Origin of the sequence: Fulvimarina fulva (assembly GCF_039652615.1) — a bacterium.
Classification (GTDB): domain Bacteria; phylum Pseudomonadota; class Alphaproteobacteria; order Rhizobiales; family Rhizobiaceae; genus Fulvimarina.
On sequence record NZ_JBDJAC010000005.1, the window covers coordinates 125277 to 144764 of the forward strand.

Here is a 19488-nt window from a genome sequence, read left to right on the forward strand (position 1 = left end):
GGTCACGAAATGGTAGGTGGCGAACTGGCCGTCGTTTTGCACGCGCCGCCCAATCGGCTATCGTGGAAGCCTTCATACCCTCGGCGGCGCGGTCGCGCTGTCGACTTCAAGACGCCTCCCAATCCCGAGCGAGTTGAATGCCCGTTGACCTTCCCAGCCCACCCGAGGCCGAACGCCTGATCGAGCGCGATACGCGCCATGGTATTGAAAGATCGGATGAATATGCCTGGCTGAGGGCGCCGAACTGGCAGGATGTCTTCAAGGATACGACCGTTCTCGATCCAGCCATCCGCAAGCACCTGGAGGCGGAAAACGCCTATGCCGAAGCGGTGATGGGCGACACGAAAGACCTGCGCGAAACGCTGATGGCGGAGATGCGCGGACGCATCAAGGAAGACGATTCGTCGGTTCCCGCGCCGGACGGCGATTTTTCCTACGGTGTTTCCTACGAAACCGGCGCGGAATATCCGAGATTCGTGCGCTACCGGCGCGGAGAAGAGACGTCGAGCGACCCGCTCATCCTCGTCGATGGTCCCAAGGAGGCCGCCGACAAGGCCTATTTCTCCCTCGGCGGCGTCAGCCATTCGCCCGACCACGCCACGCTCGCCTGGTCCTATGACGACAAGGGCTCGGAATATTATCTCCTTGCCATCCGCGATGCCGAGACGGGCGAAAACACCGGCACGGTGATCCACGATACGAGCGGAGACGCGGCGTGGGCCTCCCATTCGCGCGGCTTCTATTATACCCGCCTCGACAAGAACCACCGGCCCAGCAAGGTCTTCTACCACGCCCTCGGTACCGAGCCGGACGAAGATCAGCTGATCTATGAGGAGACCGATAGCGGCTTCTTCATGGGCGTCGGCAAGAGCCAGTCCGGCCGGATCGTTCTGATCGACATCCATGACCACGAAACGTCCGAATGCTGGATGATACCGGCCTCCAATCCGGCCGCCGAACCACGACTGATCGCCGAGCGCGAGACCGGTGTCGAATACGATGTCGACGAGGGCGAGAACTGCCTCTACATCCGCACGAACGCCGATGGCGCACGGGATTTCAAGATCGTCACGACCCCGCTGGACGCGCCCGAGCGTTCATCCTGGCGAGACGTGGTTCCCCATGAGGACGGCCGCCTGATCATCAACCACTTCGCGCTGAAGCGGCATCTGGTCTGGCTGGAGCGGCGGGACGGTCTCCCACGGATCGTGATCAAGGCGTTCAACAACAGCGACGATCCGACGGACGGCCCCGAACATTCGATCGCCTTCGAAGAGGAAGCCTATTCGCTGGGGCTGATCGGCACCTACGAATATGACACCGAGATCATTCGGTTTTCCTATTCCTCGATGACGACACCGGCCCAGACATTTGAATACAATGTCGAGACCCGCGAGCGCACGCTCCTGAAAACCCAGGAAATTCCCTCGGGCCATAACCCGGAGGACTATGTGGCGCGGCGCATCTTCGCGCCCGCGAAGGACGGCGAGATGGTGCCGGTCTCGGTGGTTCACCACAAGGACACGCCGACTGACGGTTCGGCCCCGTGCCTGCTTTACGGCTACGGCTCCTACGGCATGTCGATCCCCGCTTCGTTCAGCACGAATATCCTGTCGATGGTCGACCGGGGGTTCGTCTACGCCATCGCCCATATCCGTGGCGGCAAGGACAAGGGGTTTGCCTGGTACGAGGCGGGCCGGCGGCAGAACAAGGCGAACACCTTCACGGACTTCATCGCCGCGGCCGATCATCTCGCAGCGGAGAAATTCACCAGCCAAGGCCGCATCGTCGCCCATGGAGGCTCGGCGGGCGGCATGCTAATGGGTGCGGTGGCGAACATGGCACCAGCCACCTTCGGCGCGATCGTCGCGGTGGTCCCCTTCGTCGACGTGCTCAACACCATGCTGGACGACACGCTTCCGCTGACCCCGCCGGAATGGCCTGAATGGGGCAATCCGATCCTCTCCGGGGAAGACTATCAGGTGATCGCGTCCTACAGTCCCTATGACAACGTCAAGGAACAGGACTATCCGCCGATCCTGGCACTCGCCGGCCTCACCGATCCGCGCGTCACCTATTGGGAGCCTGCAAAGTGGGTTGCACGACTGCGCAAGATGAAGACGGACGACAATCCCATCATCCTTCGCACCAATATGGATTCGGGGCATGGGGGCGCCTCCGGGCGCTTTACCAAGCTCGAAGAGGTCGCCTATATCTACGCCTTCGCGCTGAAGATGACGGGAACACTTTGATCCCGGCGGCCGCCTCCGCCGCTATCATCGACTGACTGCGTTCTCCCTGCCGGACGGCCTCGCACGGAGGACGACGGCATGCGATGGAAGGCATGACAGCGCTCCATAAGCTTCACCTGGCCGAATCGGGGCAGAGAGCCGGCGTATGGCTGTCCTGATTTTGCCTTGTAAGCCGGGCAGCTCCCCTCGCCTGCCTCCCGCACGCCAATGAAAGACGCCGATGTCCGTGACGATGCCCGAGACCAAAGGTGAGGAGAGCTTGGAAGCCGATCCGCGTCGCTGGATCATTCTCGCGGTCCTGCTGCTTGCGGGGTTCATGAATCTGATCGACGTAACCATCGTCAACGTCGCGATTCCAAGCCTCACCGCCGATCTCGGCGCTTCGAGTTCGCAGATCGAATGGGTCGTCGCCGCCTATATCCTGTTCTTTGCCCTCGGGCTTCTGCCGTTCGGGCGTCTCGGCGACATCGTCGGGCGCAAGCGGATGTTTCTCATCGGCATATTCGGCTTCACCATCGGCTCGGCCCTGTGCGGCCTTGCGCCGACCGTGGATCTCCTGATCGCGTCCCGCTTCGTTCAGGGCATGTCGAGCGCGATGATGATGCCGCAGGTTCTCGCCCTCGTTCAGGTCACGTTCTCGCGTGAGGAGCGTGGATTTGCGTTCTCGCTCTTCGGTGTCACGGCCGGCATGGCCGCGGTCACCGGCCCACTTGCGGGCGGCGCGCTGATCGCCGGCGATTTCTACGGTCTGGACTGGCGGCCGATCTTCCTCGTCAACATTCCCATCGGCCTGTTTGCCCTCGTCATGGGCTGGCGGCTGATCCCCTGGACGAAACGCGGCGACTATGAACCCGTGGACATCGGCGGCGTGGCGCTCGCCGCCTTGAGCGTCTTCACGGTGATCTTTCCACTGGTGGAAGGCCGCGAATTCGGCTGGCCGTGGTGGTGCTTCGCCATGATGGCGCTCGCCATCCCATGCGCGGCCGCTTTCGTTCGATGGGAAGCCCGGCGTGCGCGCCGGCAGGAGACGCAGCTTCTGCCGGTCAGCCTTCTCACGAACCGCCATTTTCTGCTTGGGCTTACGATGACGGCGACGCTCTTCGCCGGCATCCCGGGCTTCTTCTTCGTGATCGCGATCTTCCTTCAAGTGGGCTACGGCTTCACGCCGCTGGAATCCGGGCTGACCACGACACCCTTTTCCGTGGGCGTCTTCATCGCTTCGCTGATCTCCGGCCAGTTCGGCTCGGCCTATGCCAAAGCGCGGCTCGTGACGGGACCGCTGATCCTCGCAAGCGGCATGGCAACGCTTCTCTACATCGTGTTCGGCGTGACCGAGGACCTCGATCACTGGGCCTTTCTCGCGCCCCTCGTGATCGCCGGTCTCGGCATGGGCATCACCGTCGCCCCGCTCTTTGCGACCATCCTGACGGTCGTAGACAACCGCGACGCCGGTTCCGGATCTGGCGCCTTGCAGACGTTTCAGCAGATTGGCGGCGCTCTCGGCGTGGCCGTGCTCGGCCAGATCTTTTTCGGCGTTCTTGCCGGCGGGTCATCCCCGGACGCCTATAAGGCAAGCTTCGAAGCCGCGCTCGGTCTTCAGATCGCGCTTTTCCTGACGCTGGCCTTGCTGGCAAGCCGCCTGCCCTCAGGTGTCGAGCAATAGCTCCATGATTAGAGACCGGCTCTCTTCGGTCTCCTTCGGTTGCCTGCCGAAATCCAGGTCATGCGTCTGGACGAGGCCGGCTATTGGTCGCTGCCGATCGCAGGCACGGCCTTGAGATAGGCGGCGATCGCCGCCCGATCCTCGTCGGTCAGCTTGGCAAGGTTTTCCTGCACCTCCACCATCGACCCGCCCACGGAGTCGAAGTCCGGCGTAAAACCGCTTTCGAAATAATAGGCGATGTCGGATGCGGACCACGATCCGATTCCTGCGTCCGAAGGCGTGATGTTGGGGATGCGGCCCCTGCCGTCCGGGTTTGGACCGCCGGCAAGCCATTCGCTTTCGATGAGGCCGCCCGCGCCCCAGAACGAGCGTGGCGTATGGCATTGGCCGCAATGGCCGAGCGCCTCGACGAGATAGCGTCCGCGCAGCACAGCATCTCCTGCATCGTCCGGCAAGACGATGATGGGTCTGGATGGGTCATTGAGGAAGGCAAGCTTCCACACACTGATCCCGCGCCGAATGTTGAAGGGGAACGGGATGTCGTTTTCGGGCGCCCTGCCTGCCACGGCGGGAAGCGTTTGCATGAACGCCCAGAGATCCGTGAGGTCCTGATCCGATATGCGCTCATAGGACGAATAGGGAAAAGCCGGGTAGTAATTGGTGCCGTCCGGCGAAACGCCCTTTTTCACCGCATTGGCGAAATCGACGAAATTCCAGCTGCCGATCCCCGCTTCGGGATCGGGCGAGATATTCGGCGCGTGAAAGGTCCCGAAATCGGATTTGATCGGATCGCCGCCGCCAAGGCGGAGCTTATCCTCTCCCTCGGCGTCCCCGCCTGCATGGCAGGATGCGCAGCCGCCGGCCCAGAAGATCTGTTCGCCGCGTTTCGCAACGCCGGTCTCGGGATTAGGAAGCGCCGCCGCATCCAGCCGCGTTGGGGAAGTCAACAGCCAACCCACGCCGATGACAACGACGAGGGCGGCAAAAATGACGATGAGCGCGCGTTTCATGGGACCGCCAAGACGTTTTGGATACCGCGGAAATTCGGTTGCCAATCCGAGAGGAACCGGTGCGAGGCGATGGCTGAGCCCCGTCGAATGGCCGGCGACTGTCTCTCAACGATCACCGGCCGAAACGGATGAGGCAGCACTCAATCCTTGTCGATGCGGAACTCTTCATGGCAGCTCTTGCAGTTTTGGGCGACCATGCCGAACTGCTGCTTGAACCCATCGAGACTGTCGACATTCGCGTTCATCGCCGCCGAGGTGTCGTCCTCGAACTTGGTCAGCGCAGCCTGGAATTCCTCCGGCTTCTCCCAGATTGCGGGCGCTGCCTCCGTATCATTCCCGGTCTGGGAATCCTCCGGGAAGTAGTCGCCGAACTTCATCGCGACCTCGTGCATCTCGGTGAATATCTGCTGGGCCTTCGCCACCTCGAACGGTGCCTCGCCCTTGAGCATGGCGCCGGCGGCTTTCGCTGAATCGCCATTTTCCTTCATGAGTTTCTGCCGCTCCTCGATGGGTGCCGCGTTCTGGGCGACGGCGCTAGCGGCGGTGAGCATGCCGGCCGCCACGATGACGGATGCCGAGATGCGATAGGATGACTTGCGCATGGTTCGGTCGAGCCTTTGGTTCTGGAACGATTCCAGACAAGAATAAGGGCGCTTCGCCGAGTGGCAATTTTTCCGTTACAACAGTCCGTGACACGGGCGTGATCGGATCCAGCTGACGCCGCAATAGAAAAGGCCCCACCGGCAGAACCGGCAGGGCCTTTTTCAATGGGCGAGCGGAGTCGGATCAGCTCGTTGCCTTACGATACATTTCTTCGACATAGTCCCAGTTGATGAGGTTGTCGACGAAGGCCGAGAGGTATTTCGGACGGGCATTGCGGTAATCGATGTAGTAGGAATGCTCCCACACATCGACGCCGAGAATCGGCGTCGCGCCATGAACCAGCGGGTTCTCGCCGTTCGGCGTCTTCATGATTTCCAGCTTGCCGTCCTTGACCGCGACCCAGGCCCAGCCCGAGCCGAACTGGCCGGCGCCGGCTGCCTCGAAATCGGCCTTGAACTTGTCATAGCCGCCGAGATCGCTTTCGAACGCTTTTTCAAGCGAAGCGGGAAGGCTCTTGCCGCCGCCATTCGGCTTCATCCAGTTCCAGAAGTGAACATGGTTGTAGTGCTGGGCGGCGTTGTTGAAGAGCGCCTGGTTGGTGCCGTGGGAGGCCTTGACGATCTCTTCGACCGACTTGCCGTCCATGCCGGCTTCCTTGGCGAGGTCGTTGCCCTTCGTCACGTAAGCGTTGTGGTGCTTGTCGTGATGATATTCGAGCGTCTCCTTGGACATGTAAGGACCGAGCGCATCGTAGGCATAGGGAAGATCTGGAAGCTCGAAAGCCATTGTTTCATCTCCTTTTTTAGTCGCAAGGGCTTTTGTGACGGGCGGCAGAGCCATCAGGCCAGTTCCCGTCTCTGCACCACAAGTTAGAGGCGATGCGGCGCAATGCCACCGCTTGGAGATGAATTCCGTATCAGTATTTTTCCCGACCTGACGACCTCAGGCGGCGGCGCGGGACTTCGCGAAGTCCCAATAGAGGTCGCGCGAGCGCCTGTAGAAGCGGCCCGGCTGGAAGGACACGTCCTCGAACCGCGTGATCGGGACGACCTTGGAATGGTTGCCGGTCGAGAAGAGTTCGTCGGCCTCCAGAAAATCCCGAGGCGTCAACGTCTTCTCGACCACCTCCACGCCATCGGCCCTGAGGCATTCGATGACGCGGGCGCGGGTGATCCCCGAGAGGAAACAGCCATTCGCGATCGGCGTCATGACGACGCCGTCCTTGGCGAGAAAGACGTTCGATGTCGCGGTCTCGGCGACATTGCCGAGCATGTCGCACATCAGCGCGTTGTCGAAGCCGCGCGCGCGAACTTCGGTGATTGCCCGGCCCGAATTGGGATAGAGGCAGCCTGCCTTCGCATCGGTCATCGCGACCTCGAAGGTCGGTCGCCGGAACGGCGAAAGGCCGAGGGTGAAGCCCGTCGGTTCCATCAGCGGGGATTCGAAGAGGTAGAGGCAGAAAACGGTCGAAGACGGCTCGGGCGGCACGCCCATGAACCCGCCCGACGTCGCCCAATACATCGGCTTGACGTAAATCGCGGTCTTCCCGTCGAAACCGGCAACGCCCTCGAGCGCCAGCGTTTCGATCTGTTCCGGGGACATGGTCGGCTCGAGCCCCATCGCCCGCGCTGAACGATTGACGCGCTGGCAGTGCAGATCGAGATCTGGCGCCAGCCCCTCAAACCAACGGCCCCCGTCGAAGACCGAGCTGCCGAGCCAGAGACCATGGGTCGCCGGGCTCACGCAGTTCAGCGCGCCCTCGTGCCATTCGCCATCGAACCAGGTGCGTGAGTGTCGTTCCGCCTTGCCGTGAGCGTCCTGCGCCATTCGATTGATCCTGCTACTTTCACATTCACTCAACGCCTGCGAGCCGGCTTGCGCAGCGTCGCTCCGGCACGAACCATTCATGCGTGTGATCACTTGGGCGTGAAAACTGGCGAAACATACGGAACCGGATGTATCATGCAAGGCTTAGACTTCGAAAGAAAAGTGTGAGCGCCGAAAAGAGCGCCTCATCGGTAGGCTGGAGAAAATCGAACATGACCGCGCTTCCTTCGCGACGCACATTTCTCGTGGGTCTTGGTTTGACCGCAGGCGCCGCCCTTACCGGCTGCTCGCCTTCAGGTCCTCGCGCCCGCATCATAGGCATGTCGGCGTTCAACGCCGATGGTGGCGCGTCAGGCTACGACAGCCGCTCCGGGGCATCCTATGAGGCGCCGAATGCCCGTTATCGCGAAATGTATGACGCTATGTATGACGGTGGGTTCCGAATTCCGGCTGTCAATCTCTCCCGCGTCAATCCGATCTATTACCGCCGCGAGGTCGACGATCCGACCGGCGAGGCTCCCGGCACGATCGTCGTCGATACGGCAAACAAGTTCGCCTATCTCGTCCAGCCGGGGGGCCGGGCCATGCGCTACGGCGTTGGCGTCGGCCGGGCCGGTATGGAATGGGCTGGCCGCGCCAAGGTACAGTGGAAGAAGAAGTGGCCGACCTGGACACCGCCGGCCGAGATGATCCAGCGAAAGCCGGAGCTTGCCGAATATTCGGCGGAGAATGGCGGCATGGAACCGGGTATCGGCAATCCGCTGGGCGCTCGCGCGCTCTACCTCTTCCAGAACGGAAAAGACACGCTCTACCGCCTTCACGGCTCACCGGAATACTGGACGATCGGCACGAACAACTCCTCAGGCTGCATCCGATTCATGAACCAGGATATCATCGATCTCTACGACCGCGTGCCCTCGGGGGCACAGGTTCTGGTCACCCAGGGCGGCATCGCCTGAGCGCAAACCAACTTTTCTCAATCTGCTCGACGGGTCGCCATGGGCGGCCCGTTTTTGTTTCGGGCACCTGCACACGGTCAAAACGGTTTCGATTCGGAACGTCCCCTCCGTCTTCCGAGTTGGTTCCTTGATCGACACAAACGCGAACGCGGCGGTTCAGCCCCCGCATCAACAGGATGGACGATACATGCAGCACGATGTCCTCGGCCTCGACGAACTGGGGCCCGACGAGCTGAAAGAGGTCGAAGTCGGCGAAACCAAGCTGCTTCTCGCCCGAGATGGCGACCGCGTCTTCGCGACCGGCGCGAAATGCACCCACAAGGGCGCGCCCCTGAAGAACGGAACGCGGGTCGGCAATACGGTGATCTGCCCCTGGCATCACGCCATTTTCGATCTCGACACCGGCGACCATATCGAGCCGCCGGGTCAGGGCTGCCTCGCGCGCTTCGTGGTCTCGGTACAAAACGGCCGAATCATGGTCGAGGTGCCGGATGGCGCCGAGACCCATCGGCCGGAGGTCGACAAGAGCCAACGCAAGACCGGTGGCGAGGCCGTCTTCGCGATCGTCGGAACGGGCGCTGCCGGGCTTGCCTGCGCTCAGGAGCTCGTGAAGCAGGGTTTTGATGGCCGGATCGTCATGATCGGGCAGGAAGACGCACCGCCCTACGACCGCACGGACCTTTCGAAGGCCTATCTCAAGGGCGGCACGACCCCTGAAAAAATGACGCTGGCCAGTGCCGATGAATTACAGAACCTCGGCATCGAACGCATCCAGGCGAAGGTGACGAAGATCGACGCCGAAGCCCGGCAGTTGACGCTCGAAGGCAAAGGCGCGCCGTCGGAACTCACCTATGACGCCTGTTTTGCCGCCCCCGGCAGCAGCGCATCGCAGTTGCCGCTCGAAAACGCCGATATGCCGAACGTCTTCACGCTCCGCTCCATGAAAGACGGCAAGGCCCTCCACGACGCGGCGGAGATCGAGACAGAGATCGTGATCGTCGGTTCGGGCTTCATCGGCATGGAAGCGGCGGCAGCCCTTGCGGGCGACGAAAAGACCATCACGGTCGTCACCCCGGAAGAGCTCCCCTTCGCCTCGAAATGGGGCGATGCCGTCGCCAGGCAGATCGCCGAGCAGCACAAGTCGAAGGGCGTGACCCTGAAGCTTGGCTCCAAGGTGTCGGCGATCGAAGCCTCCGACGGCATGGCGACCGGCGTGACGACCGAAGGTGGCGAAACGATCCGCGCCGGACTGATCATTCTGGCCGTTGGCGCAAAACCCAATCTCGACGCGTTCGGCGATCTCGCAGAGGACGGCAAGATTTCGGTCGACGCAAAGCTAAGGGCGGCAAACCGGCTCTGGGTCGGCGGCGATGTGGCGGATTTTCCGCTGCCCAAGCGGGGATATTCGACGCGGATAGAGCACTGGCGCGTTGCCGAACAGCATGGCCGCCACGCGGCACGAGCCATGCTGGGCGACGAGAGCGATTATTCCGGCGTCCCCTTCTTCTGGTCGGCGCAGTACGGGCCGATCCATTACGTGGGTCATGCGGAAAGCTATGACGACGTCCACATCGAGGGCGATATCGAGGAAGGCAGCTACACCGCCTTCTACATCAAGAACGGCAAGGTGGTTGCGGGCATCGGACGGGGCAAGGCGGATGTAACGGCCGAGCTTCACGCCGCAATGCTGTTCAATCCGGTGCCCAGCGCCGAAAAGCTGAAAGAAGCTGGCTGGAAGCCGCTTTCACTACTCGATTAAGCGGGACGAAAATAACAAAAGGGGCGCTCACGGGGCGCCCCTTTTCACGCCATGATGAAATCCGCGGCGACGGAATCAGAACAGGCCGCGATCATCCCGTTCGCGCAGGGCGAAACGACGCTCCAGATTCTCTTCCCGCACCATGCCGGGGATCAGAAGCAGATCGATGATCTGGCCGATAAAAAGGAACCCGAAGGTGAGAAGCCAGATGGTCCCGGAGACCGGGCGGCCGTTGTAGAAGCGGTGAATGCCGCACACCCCGAAGAAGCAGGAGCACCACAGAAGGTAAGAAACGGCCTTCGACTTTTCCTCGGGCAAGGACTGGTCGAGTGTCATCGGCGAAGCCTGTCGTTTTCATACCCGGCCAGACGGCTCTGCATGTTCTGCTCACGGACCATGCCCGGGATGAGGAAGAGATCGATGATCTGGCCGATGCCCAAAAGACCGCCGGTCAGAAGCCAGAGAAGGCCTGTCCAGGGCCGGCCGAGATAGAACCGGTGCAGGCCACAGACGATGAACAGGCAGCAAAACCACAGGATATATGAGGTTGCCTGAGACTTTTCGCCATCCATCTGCACTGCTCCATCACACAAGCTTCGCCGCGATTTCCAAGCGGCATCCTGCCCTGTGATGTGGTGTTTCCATGGGCGGACGTAAAGGTTCGGGCCCCAATCGCCTTTCAGTCAAGGCTACCTGAATAGGTCAGCTGGCTAACGCCCTTTCTTGAAGCTTCCCAGAATGCCGCGCACGACCGCCCGTGTCACGGTGGAAGCGAGCGTTCGCCCGACCTGTTTCATGATCGTTTCCGACACCGACTGGCGCTGATAGCGCGGGCTGGAGCGCGGCTTGCGGCGCGGTGCGCGGCGGGACGAAGATCTCTCCTCGTCGTCGTAATCCTGAGCGTCGTCACGACCACCAAAGCCGAAATCCGGCAGCTGGAAACCGGTGCGGGTGCGGCGAGGCTCGTCCGCGCTCGCCTGTTCCCGGCGGCGCGCGGCCTCCGCCCGTCGCTCACCTTCCTCGTTGGGGCGGGCTTCCGCTTCTTCATCTTCCCGCTGACGGGCCTCTTCCTCACGCTTCAGCTCCTCCTCGGCGCGGCCGATCAGGATCTCGTAAGCCGATTCCCGATCGATCGGAAAATCGTATTTGCCGGCGACATGGCTCTTGCGGATCAAGTCCGCGCGCTGCTCATCGGTGATCGGTCCTAGACTGGCCGCTGGCGGGCGGATGAGCGTGCGCTCCACCATCGAGGGAACGCCCTTTGCGCCCAGCGTCGAGACCAGCGCCTCACCGACGCCGAGGGTGGTGATCGTCTCGAAGGCGTCGAATTCCGGGTTCGGACGGAAGGTCTCGGCGGCAGTCTTGACCGCCTTCTGCTCGCGCGGGGTATAGGCGCGCAGGGCGTGCTGAATCCGATTGCCGAGCTGGGCGAGCACGCCGTCCGGCACGTCGAGCGGGTTCTGGGTGACGAAATAGATGCCGACGCCCTTGGAGCGGATCAGCTTCACCAGCTGCTCGACCCGTTCGAGCAGGATCTTTGGCGCGTCGTCGAAAAGAAGGTGCGCCTCGTCGAAAAAGAAGACGAGTTTTGGCTTTTCAGGATCGCCCACCTCTGGCAGTTCCTCGAAAAGCTCGGACAGGAGCCAGAGCAGGAAGGTGCCGTAAAGGCGCGGGTTCATCATCAGCTTGTCGGCCGCGATCACATTGACGACGCCGCGACCGTCGCGATCGGTCTCCATCAGATCCTGGATCCTCAAGGCCGGCTCGCCGAAGAACTGCTCCGCGCCCTGCTGCTCCAGAACCAGAAGAGAGCGCTGGATCGCGCCGACCGAGGCCTTCGCGACATTGCCGTAGATCTTTGAGATGACGGACGCGTTCTCGGCAAGATGGGCAAGCATCGCCTGAAGGTCCTTCAGGTCGAGGAGCAGAAGCCCCTCGTCGTCGGCGATCTTGAAGGCGATGTTGAGGACGCCCTCCTGCGCATCTGTCAGATCCATGAGTCGCGAAAGAAGGAGCGGGCCCATCTCGCTGACGGTCGCGCGAATGGGATGACCCTTTTCACCGAAGATGTCCCAGAAGGCGACGGGGAAATAGTCGCGATAATAAGGATCGAGGCCGATCTCGGCCGCCCTTCGTACAAGGAAATCCTTCTCCTCGCCGCGCACCGAAATGCCTGAAAGATCGCCCTTGATATCGGCACATACGACAGGGACGCCCGCTTCGGAAAAACCCTCGGCGAGGATCTGCAGGGTCACCGTCTTGCCGGTGCCGGTCGCGCCGGTCACGAGGCCATGGCGATTGGCGAGCTTCAGATCGAGATATTCGCCCTTCTTGTTGGCATTCGCCGGATCGCGGCTCGTGCCGAGATAGATCTTGCCGTCTTCCAGCATAGCTGCGGTCCCTCTCCCCTTGCCGACCGCTCCGGTTTAGCCCCTGCCGGCATGCCTGGACAAGCTGGCCCTGATCACCGTGAGCCCCGCGCGGGCCATGATACGCAATCCCACGGACACGGCTGGACGCGGAATCATTGGCGTTTCAGACGCCTGACCTATTCTCCGGTGCCGCCGCGCACATGCTGGCCCTTCGCCCCAGCCAAGGAAAGACGAACGCATGGAACAGCTTCTCACTCGCATCGCCGGCGAGGCCGGGCTCGACGCACAGACGACCAGGGCTGCCGTCGGACATATCCTCGCATTCATCAAGGCCGAGGGAGAGGGGCCTGCGGTGAAAGAGATGCTGGACGCGATCCCCGGAGCAAAAGATGCGATCATCGAAGCGGGACAAACGCGGACGGGAAGCGGTGGATTGCTCGGCGGCCTGATGGGTGCCCTCGCCGGCTCCAGCGCGATCATGGCGCTTGGCTCGAAGCTGACCGGACTTGGTCTCGATGTCCCGCAGATCAGAACCGTCGCCAAGGAACTCGTCACATTCGCCAAACAGCATGCCGGCGACGAAACGGTCGAGCGCGCGCTGAAATCCGTTCCGGGACTGAGCGACTATATGTAGTTGCCGAGAAGCAACATTCCGCCGGCATTTCAGTAAAGGCGCATGGCGGTTCCGGTCGGCAAAGCCCCCGGTGATCAGCGCCTTACATCACGAAACCGATTCTCCTTTGGGTTTCCAGCGCTTGTCACGCCGACTCATGTCAGGTCTACTCCTGTTAAAGTTATAGCGCCGTGCGCAAGGCTTATGGCATTTGCTGAGCCTTGAGCTTTGGCCACGGCCTATCGATGGCAAAGCCGGACGGATGATCGCTTCGTTTCGGCCAGCAGCAGGGCAGCTAATTTCATGAGCCTCGGCAAAAGGGCGGGCCAGTCGAGATGGCTACTGCGGTGGGGGCGTTTGTCGCCGCCATGGGGAGGCCTGCGTCCTGGTCGTCTTGCCCATGTCTTGCTGCGTCCCTCGCTGCTCGTCCACCTGACCACGCTGACGCTGACGGTTCTGGCGCCTGCCCTTCTGTTCAGCGCCTTTCTTATCTTCCGTTTCTCCGACCAGCAGCAGGAACTTGCCCGCGCTCAGGTCGGCGACATGGCCGAGATCGTTTCGAACGCCTTCGACCGGGAAGTGGTCGGACTGCTCGCGACCGCCCGTGTCCTTGCGACCTCGGGCACGATCGAGAATCTGGATTTTCAGGTCTTCAGAGATCGTTCCATTCGCGCCCTCAGGAGTAGCGGCATCGTCGCCGATCTCATCGACGAACAGGGCGAACTTGTCGCCTCGACGAGTAACGCGCCCGCCAAGCCCGTCGTGCAGCAGCACGAACAGCGGATCATCGATGATGCTCTGACGAAGGGCCGCGCCGACGTCTCGGGCGTCGCCTTCGATCCGCGTCTAGGAAAGCTCGTTTTTATGGTCGCCGTGCCGACCACGGAACTCGAGGACACGCGCTACGTGGTGGCGTTGACGAAGCCGCTGGATAGCCTCAACGAGGTTATCGAGGAGAAGAACCTGCCGGGTGCCTGGTCCGTCGTCGTCGAGGATGCGGACGGCGAACAGGTATTCTCGGGAGGCGCCGCCAACGGCCAGATGTTCGGACCGAGCATCATCGAGCAGGGCATCGGAAAGACCTCGCCCGGCTTTACCGACAATGACGACCTCATCGATGCCTCGAAGGTCTCCGCGCTTACCCACTGGCGCACGATCGTCACCGTTTCCACCGCCGCGATCGAACGTCCGATCATGCGATCCTGGTATACGTTGATTGCGTTCGGCCTCGTTCTGACGGCCTTCAGCGTGTTCCTCGGCATCATGATGGGCCGACGGGTGTCGCGTCCCATCCTGGCGCTGTCCAAACAGGCCCAGGCCATCGGCCGCGGCGAGCCGGCCCTCACCGTGACGACGGATATCGCCGAAATCGGCGAGGTCTCGAAGGTCTTGAACCGGGCCTCGCGCGACCGGATCGAGGCCGAGGAACAGACCCGGCTCCTGATGCGCGAAATGACCCATCGGGCGAAAAACCAGTATGCGCTGGTCGCCGCCATCGCTCGGCGCGCGGCGCGGGAAAGCGCCGATACCGGCGAATTCCTGAACACGCTCTCCGATGCGCTCGCCTCACTCGCGCGCTCGGCCGAACTTCTGTCCAACAAGGGGTGGGAGAGCGTGGAACTCTCCGCTCTGATCGAGAACCAGCTTTCCGCATTCGGGGTGCAGAGCAAGCGAATCCGCTACGAGGGTCCAAGGCTTAAGGTGAATGCTTCTGTTGCCCAGACGATCGGCCTCGCGCTTCACGAGCTGGCGACCAACGCGGCAAAGTACGGCGCCCTCTCCGTCGACAACGGGCTTGTGCAGATCACATGGTCCCATGGCGAGAAATTTGCCATAGAATGGCGCGAAAGCGGGGGGCCGCCTGTCAGGAAGCCCAGCCGCTCAGGCTTTGGCACACTCATCACCCAGAAAATGACGGCACGCGGTCTCGGCGGGTCCGCAACAATGAGCTTCGAGGAAACAGGTGTCATCTGGCAGCTGGAAGCGCCGCCCGAAAGCGCCGAGCCGATCGCGGAAACCGTTTCGGGCAAAGCTGGAAATTCCGTGTGATCCAGCCGGACGACCGGCGCAAGCCAGCCTGGTTTGCCGACGGGCCTTCGAAAGCCGTGTTCTCGAATGATCGACTGGACAATTCGACCGGGCTTCGCTTGAAGCCCGGCCGAATTGCATGCCCCTCTTTCACATCGATTGTCGCGAAGCCATCAAACGGATTTCGTAAGAGAGGCCCCCGCACCTGCATGGACGCCGGTTAGCCGCTGTGTCTTTAAGGGCTACAGCCGAACAGCGAGAGGATGGTCGTTCCGCAATGATCACCGCTTACATCTCCGACGAGCTCCGGATGACCCGTCGATCCATCGACATCGAAGCCGAGTCCATTCCGGAGGAGTCCGTCTGGATCGATATGCATGAGCCGGACGATGCAGAGATCGAGGCGGTTCAAACCTTCGTCAAGGCAACGATCCCGTCCCGGGCCGAGATGATGGAGATCGAGATTTCCAGCCGGCTCTACACCGAGGACGCAGCCGAAGTGATGAACATTCCGGTGATCCACGGTCTTCACAACGGTCAGGCCTCGTTTGCCCCCATCACCTTCCTGCTCGCATCCAAACGACTGGTGACGATCCGCTACAGCGATCCGACAAGCTTCAAGATCTTCGCCGCCCGGCTGTGTCACGATCCCTCGATCATGGGCCTGAAGAAGGATGACAAGCCGCTGCCAGGCACCTCTTCCGCCATGTCGGCAGCCGGGGAAAATCACCAGGCGGAGAGCCTGCTTGTCGGTATTCTGGAAACCGTCATCGATCGCGTAGCTGACCTCCTTGAAACGATCTCCGCCGATCTCGATCAGATCGCGTCGGACATCTTTTCATCGTCGAGCCGCAAGAAGCCGATCGGAACGGCCGAATTCAAGAAACTGCTTCAACGGATCGGAGAGGCCGGCGATCTCGCCTCCCGTGTGCGCGAGTCTCTTGCGGTCTTCGACCGTCTCACGCCCTTTCTTCAGCTTGTCCTCGATGGCCGCGCGAAGGGTTCGCAGAACCTCAGGCGGCGGCTCAAGATCATGTCGCGGGACGTTCGTTCGCTCAGCGACTTCTGCTCCTTCCTGTCGAACAAGACGACCTTTCTGCTCGATACGACGGTCGGCATGATCTCGATCGAGCAGAACGGCATCATCAAGGTGTTTTCCGTCGCCTCGGTGGCTTTCCTGCCGCCGACTCTGATCGCCTCGATCTACGGCATGAACTTTCGGATCATGCCCGAGCTGGACTGGTCGTTCGGCTATCCGATGGCGATCGTGATGATGATCATGTCGGCGCTTTTGCCGACCCTTTATTTTCGCTCGAAGGGCTGGTTCTAGCCCTTCGTCCGATCCCAGGCCGTCTCGCCGCCGAGCGGGCAGGAATGATGGCGAGGCAAGAGCGCTGGGCGCTCAGGCCACCCCGATTCTCAACAGATCGTGCAGATGCACGATGCCGACCGGCTTCTTTTCCTCGCCGACCACCATCAGCGAGGTGATGTTCGAGGCGTTGATGATCTCCAACGCGCTCATCGCGAGCGTGTCCGGCCCGACGGTCTTCGGATCGCGCGTCATGACGTGATCGACGGTCTTGGCGAGAAGATCCGACGAAATGTGCCGCCGCAGATCGCCATCGGTGATGATCCCGCTGAGACGGCCCCCATCACCAGTCACCGCAACGCAACCGAAACTCTTGCGCGACATGACAAGGATCGCTTCCGACATCAGCGCACCGGAAGCAACGAGCGGCATCTCATCGCCCGGATGCATGACATCCCCGACCCGAACGAGGCTGGCGCCGAGTTTGCCGCCCGGATGATAGATGCGAAAATCCTGCGGCGTGAAACGGCGCTGCTCCAGAAGTGCGACCGCGAGCGCATCGCCGAGCGCCATCTGCAGCGTGGTCGAGGTCGTCGGCGCGAGACCGTGGGGACAGGCTTCGGTCGCCGGCGGCAGAAGCAGGATTTCGTCGGCGCTCCGCCCGAGTGCGGAATCCGGCTTCGACGTCATGGCGATCAGGGTGATTCCGAAGCGCCGAGAATAATCGAGAATACCCTTCAGTTCGTTCGTCTCGCCGGACCACGACAGGGCGAGAATGATGTCCTCGCGCCCGATCATGCCCAGATCGCCGTGATTGGCTTCCGCCGCGTGGACGAAGAAGGCGGGGGTTCCGGTCGAGGCGAAGGTCGCCGCCATCTTCGTCCCGATATGGCCGCTCTTGCCGACACCGGTCACGACGATGCGGCCGCGCATCTCCAGAATGCGCCCGATCGAGCGCTCGAACGCGGCAGCGCGCTCGCCTACCAGATTGTCGCTGAGTGCTTTCAGCCCTTCGGCTTCTATCGCGATCGTTCTAAGGGCGGACAGGATGGCAGTCGTCTGGCTCTCGTCGCCGGCGGACGTGAGTAGCGCGCTTTTGGTTGTCTGGGGCAATGGAAACTCTTCAGCCTTGTCATGCGGGACCGTCGATGTCGGTCTCGGCAGAATTGAACGATTTGTTAACCATAAATCTTCATCTTCTCCAAAGGCTGCCGGCAATGCATCCGACCTTTGGGCCGCAAAAACGAGAATTCGTGATCGAAGATGGCTGGGAAGAGACACCAGAACGGACGTGCCTGGACCAGCTTCTTCGCTGCAGGCGTCGCCATGACCGGCCTTCTCGTGCATCCCTCCTCTATTCACGCCCAGGACAGTTCTCTGCTTGAGCTGCGGCAGGCCTCATCAAACGCCAGCGAACGCCGTGGACGCGAAGACGCGGCCATGACGCGAGAGCGGGACCGCGCGCCGCTCGGCCAGAGCCGCTCTCCGTTTACGAGGGACAGCGAAGCGCTGACGCCTTCCGAGCGGGAGCTCCTGCGCGAACTCTACCAGGAGGGCGAAACCGTCGACCGTCTGGACAGCGAGGAATATGGCCGCCCGGAGCCGGAAGAGCCAGAGACCAAGACAAAGACCTTCGACATCTTTGCAGGTCCAGGGGACGCCGCCGACACGCTCGATCCATACCAGACCCAATCCCCCGTTGCACCGGTCGAGGCGATTGCCCCGGGAGGTCTCGACGAGGACGACGACACCCCCCTGGCGGTCGAAGACTACGAAACGGAAGCCGCGTATCCCTCGCTTCGATCAGCTGCGGAGCCGGTCGGGCGCGTCGACGAGGACCGCGTCGACGAGGACCGCGCCAACGACGAGTTCGGCAATCCGCCCCTGGCTGCGGGCGTTGCGGGCGAGACGCTCTCAACCAATTCGCTGCTCAATTCCAACAGTCGCGCAAGGACCGTCGAAAGTATCATTCGCCCGGCACTTCAGGACAAACCCTTCGCGCCGGTCGGCCTCAGGGCCGGGACGCTGACGATTTATCCCGAGCTCTATCAGGGCGCAGGCGTTACGACGAATATCGACCGCAGGGCCGGCGGTGAAAGCGGAGCATTTTCCCAGACGGACCTCAAAGTTCGCGCCCTCACCAACTGGTCGCGGCACGAAGGCGAACTCAACGGTCGTCTTGCCTACCGGCGTGACTTCGGCGGCTTCGGTGACCCCAACAATCCGGAGGCGGCACTCGACGGTCGTTTGCGGCTCGATCTGGGCGCCCTGACGAGCGCCACGATGCGCGGCGCGATTGCATATCGCCGAGACGACGACATCGACCTTGGCTCGGCTCTCGGATCCGTCAGGCCGGAAATCCTGTCAGGCTCGATCGGAGCAGAACTGAGCCATGAGATCGCGCGCACGACGCTGACGGGTGGCGTGACGCTCGCCCGCGAGCATTACCTTTCCACCATTGCGGGCACACGCGATCAAAGTTACACGACGGCGACCGCGACCGCCCGCGCCGCCTTCGGGGTTTCGCCCGCGATCAAGCCGTTCATCGAGACGAGTCTTGGCAGGCGGATCCTCGATGAACAGGGCGAGATCGACGCCGACGCGACGATCCCCTCGCTGCGCGCCGGCCTTCAACTCGATCTTGCAGAAAAGATTCGCGGCGAAGTGGCCGCCGGTTATGCCTGGAGCATTCCCGAACAAGGCGCCACCTCCAGCGCGCCGACGATCGATGCCAATCTCACCTGGTCACCGCGGCGCGGCACCGATCTGGTCTTTGCCGCCCGCACGGTTTTCGAGCCCGAGGACGTTGGCGGATCCACGGCCAATTACGAGGCTTCGATCGCGCTCATCCATTCGCTCAACGCCCGCCTCGATCTGGAAGGGACGCTGACGGCAGCTCTCGAACGAAACGACACGGCGGCCAGGGACCCGCTGAGCCTCGCGGCGGAGGTCGGCTTCACCTACTGGCTCAACCGCACCCTCGCCCTCTCGGGAAGCTACGATTACGAAAAGAGCTTCGAGGCCGTCCCCAGCCAGGACTGGTCCGCCAACACCGTCACCGTCGGCCTTCGCATCCAGCGCTAAGGCGAAGAA

16 protein-coding genes are annotated in these 19488 nt (G+C 62.0%); 8 read left to right on the forward strand and 8 right to left on the reverse strand.

Going from position 1 to position 19488, the window contains the following annotated elements; all coding sequences use genetic code 11:
• Positions 1-137: 137 nt before the first annotated feature.
• The gene (locus ABDX79_RS09185; protein ID WP_346219984.1) at positions 138-2252 is read left to right on the forward strand and encodes a S9 family peptidase; all 2115 of its coding nucleotides are present in this window, start codon (positions 138-140) and stop codon (positions 2250-2252) included.
• 232 nt (positions 2253-2484) lie between these two features.
• Entirely contained in the window at positions 2485-3915 is a 1431-nt protein-coding gene (locus ABDX79_RS09190) for an MFS transporter (RefSeq protein ID WP_346219985.1), read from the forward strand.
• Between the two features lie 80 nt (positions 3916-3995).
• Here the strand turns inward: ABDX79_RS09190 and ABDX79_RS09195 are convergent, their stop codons facing one another.
• The 4 genes from ABDX79_RS09195 to ABDX79_RS09210 all read right to left on the reverse strand — a co-directional run bounded on the left by ABDX79_RS09195 (position 3996) and on the right by ABDX79_RS09210 (position 7355).
• On the reverse strand, positions 3996-4925 hold the full coding sequence (locus ABDX79_RS09195) for a cytochrome c (RefSeq protein WP_346219986.1): 930 nt from the start codon (positions 4923-4925) through the stop codon (positions 3996-3998).
• Positions 4926-5065: 140 nt separating this feature from the next.
• Positions 5066-5527, reverse strand: coding sequence for a c-type cytochrome (locus ABDX79_RS09200; protein ID WP_346219987.1), 462 nt, complete (start codon positions 5525-5527; stop codon positions 5066-5068).
• A gap of 184 nt (positions 5528-5711) precedes the next feature.
• Positions 5712-6314 carry a superoxide dismutase gene (locus ABDX79_RS09205; protein ID WP_346219988.1) on the reverse strand — a complete coding sequence of 201 codons (603 nt, stop codon included), beginning with the start codon at positions 6312-6314 and terminating at the stop codon, positions 5712-5714.
• A 156-nt stretch (positions 6315-6470) separates the two neighbouring features.
• Positions 6471-7355: a branched-chain amino acid aminotransferase gene (locus ABDX79_RS09210; RefSeq protein ID WP_346219989.1), complete on the reverse strand. Its 885-nt coding sequence runs from the start codon at positions 7353-7355 to the stop codon at positions 6471-6473.
• Positions 7356-7567: 212 nt separating this feature from the next.
• On the opposite strand from ABDX79_RS09210, the gene ABDX79_RS09215 reads away from it, so the two are divergent.
• Positions 7568-8314, forward strand: coding sequence for a L,D-transpeptidase (locus ABDX79_RS09215; protein ID WP_346219990.1), 747 nt, complete (start codon positions 7568-7570; stop codon positions 8312-8314).
• A 187-nt stretch (positions 8315-8501) separates the two neighbouring features.
• Entirely contained in the window at positions 8502-10073 is a 1572-nt protein-coding gene (locus ABDX79_RS09220) for an FAD-dependent oxidoreductase (protein WP_346219991.1), read from the forward strand.
• Between the two features lie 75 nt (positions 10074-10148).
• Here ABDX79_RS09220 and ABDX79_RS09225 read toward each other — a convergent pair whose 3' ends face one another.
• The 3 genes from ABDX79_RS09225 to ABDX79_RS09235 all read right to left on the reverse strand — a co-directional run bounded on the left by ABDX79_RS09225 (position 10149) and on the right by ABDX79_RS09235 (position 12463).
• Positions 10149-10409: a TM2 domain-containing protein gene (locus tag ABDX79_RS09225; protein WP_346219992.1), complete on the reverse strand. Its 261-nt coding sequence runs from the start codon at positions 10407-10409 to the stop codon at positions 10149-10151.
• Entirely contained in the window at positions 10406-10645 is a 240-nt protein-coding gene (locus ABDX79_RS09230) for an NINE protein (protein WP_346219993.1), read from the reverse strand. Before ABDX79_RS09230 ends, ABDX79_RS09225 begins: the two co-directional genes overlap by 4 nt.
• Before the next feature lie 138 nt (positions 10646-10783).
• On the reverse strand, positions 10784-12463 hold the full coding sequence (locus ABDX79_RS09235; RefSeq protein ID WP_346219994.1) for a helicase HerA-like domain-containing protein: 1680 nt from the start codon (positions 12461-12463) through the stop codon (positions 10784-10786).
• Between the two features lie 220 nt (positions 12464-12683).
• On the opposite strand from ABDX79_RS09235, the gene ABDX79_RS09240 reads away from it, so the two are divergent.
• The 3 genes from ABDX79_RS09240 to ABDX79_RS09250 all read left to right on the forward strand — a co-directional run bounded on the left by ABDX79_RS09240 (position 12684) and on the right by ABDX79_RS09250 (position 16416).
• A complete protein-coding gene (locus tag ABDX79_RS09240; protein ID WP_346219995.1) occupies positions 12684-13079 on the forward strand; it encodes a hypothetical protein in 396 nt (131 codons plus the stop codon).
• A gap of 282 nt (positions 13080-13361) precedes the next feature.
• Entirely contained in the window at positions 13362-15107 is a 1746-nt protein-coding gene (locus tag ABDX79_RS09245) for an HWE histidine kinase domain-containing protein (protein ID WP_346219996.1), read from the forward strand.
• 256 nt (positions 15108-15363) lie between these two features.
• Positions 15364-16416 carry a magnesium transporter CorA family protein gene (locus ABDX79_RS09250; protein ID WP_346219997.1) on the forward strand — a complete coding sequence of 351 codons (1053 nt, stop codon included), beginning with the start codon at positions 15364-15366 and terminating at the stop codon, positions 16414-16416.
• Between the two features lie 72 nt (positions 16417-16488).
• Here the strand turns inward: ABDX79_RS09250 and ABDX79_RS09255 are convergent, their stop codons facing one another.
• Positions 16489-17508 carry a KpsF/GutQ family sugar-phosphate isomerase gene (locus ABDX79_RS09255; RefSeq protein ID WP_346219998.1) on the reverse strand — a complete coding sequence of 340 codons (1020 nt, stop codon included), beginning with the start codon at positions 17506-17508 and terminating at the stop codon, positions 16489-16491.
• Between the two features lie 150 nt (positions 17509-17658).
• Between ABDX79_RS09255 and ABDX79_RS09260 the strand changes: the two genes are divergently transcribed.
• Positions 17659-19479, forward strand: coding sequence for an outer membrane beta-barrel protein (locus ABDX79_RS09260; protein WP_346219999.1), 1821 nt, complete (start codon positions 17659-17661; stop codon positions 19477-19479).
• Positions 19480-19488 lie beyond the last annotated feature (9 nt).

Coding starts and splice junctions, on each gene's coding strand:
- ABDX79_RS09240 (WP_346219995.1), top strand. CDS start 12,684: ATGGAACAGCTTCTCACTCGCATCGCCGGCGAGGCCGGGCTCGACGCA.
- ABDX79_RS09230 (WP_346219993.1), bottom strand. CDS start 10,645: ATGGATGGCGAAAAGTCTCAGGCAACCTCATATATCCTGTGGTTTTGC.
- ABDX79_RS09235 (WP_346219994.1), bottom strand. CDS start 12,463: ATGCTGGAAGACGGCAAGATCTATCTCGGCACGAGCCGCGATCCGGCG.
- ABDX79_RS09190 (WP_346219985.1), top strand. CDS start 2,485: ATGCCCGAGACCAAAGGTGAGGAGAGCTTGGAAGCCGATCCGCGTCGC.
- ABDX79_RS09225 (WP_346219992.1), bottom strand. CDS start 10,409: ATGACACTCGACCAGTCCTTGCCCGAGGAAAAGTCGAAGGCCGTTTCT.
- ABDX79_RS09260 (WP_346219999.1), top strand. CDS start 17,659: ATGGCTGGGAAGAGACACCAGAACGGACGTGCCTGGACCAGCTTCTTC.
- ABDX79_RS09195 (WP_346219986.1), bottom strand. CDS start 4,925: ATGAAACGCGCGCTCATCGTCATTTTTGCCGCCCTCGTCGTTGTCATC.
- ABDX79_RS09250 (WP_346219997.1), top strand. CDS start 15,364: ATGATCACCGCTTACATCTCCGACGAGCTCCGGATGACCCGTCGATCC.
- ABDX79_RS09205 (WP_346219988.1), bottom strand. CDS start 6,314: ATGGCTTTCGAGCTTCCAGATCTTCCCTATGCCTACGATGCGCTCGGT.
- ABDX79_RS09210 (WP_346219989.1), bottom strand. CDS start 7,355: ATGGCGCAGGACGCTCACGGCAAGGCGGAACGACACTCACGCACCTGG.
- ABDX79_RS09215 (WP_346219990.1), top strand. CDS start 7,568: ATGACCGCGCTTCCTTCGCGACGCACATTTCTCGTGGGTCTTGGTTTG.
- ABDX79_RS09245 (WP_346219996.1), top strand. CDS start 13,362: ATGAGCCTCGGCAAAAGGGCGGGCCAGTCGAGATGGCTACTGCGGTGG.
- ABDX79_RS09220 (WP_346219991.1), top strand. CDS start 8,502: ATGCAGCACGATGTCCTCGGCCTCGACGAACTGGGGCCCGACGAGCTG.
- ABDX79_RS09200 (WP_346219987.1), bottom strand. CDS start 5,527: ATGCGCAAGTCATCCTATCGCATCTCGGCATCCGTCATCGTGGCGGCC.
- ABDX79_RS09185 (WP_346219984.1), top strand. CDS start 138: ATGCCCGTTGACCTTCCCAGCCCACCCGAGGCCGAACGCCTGATCGAG.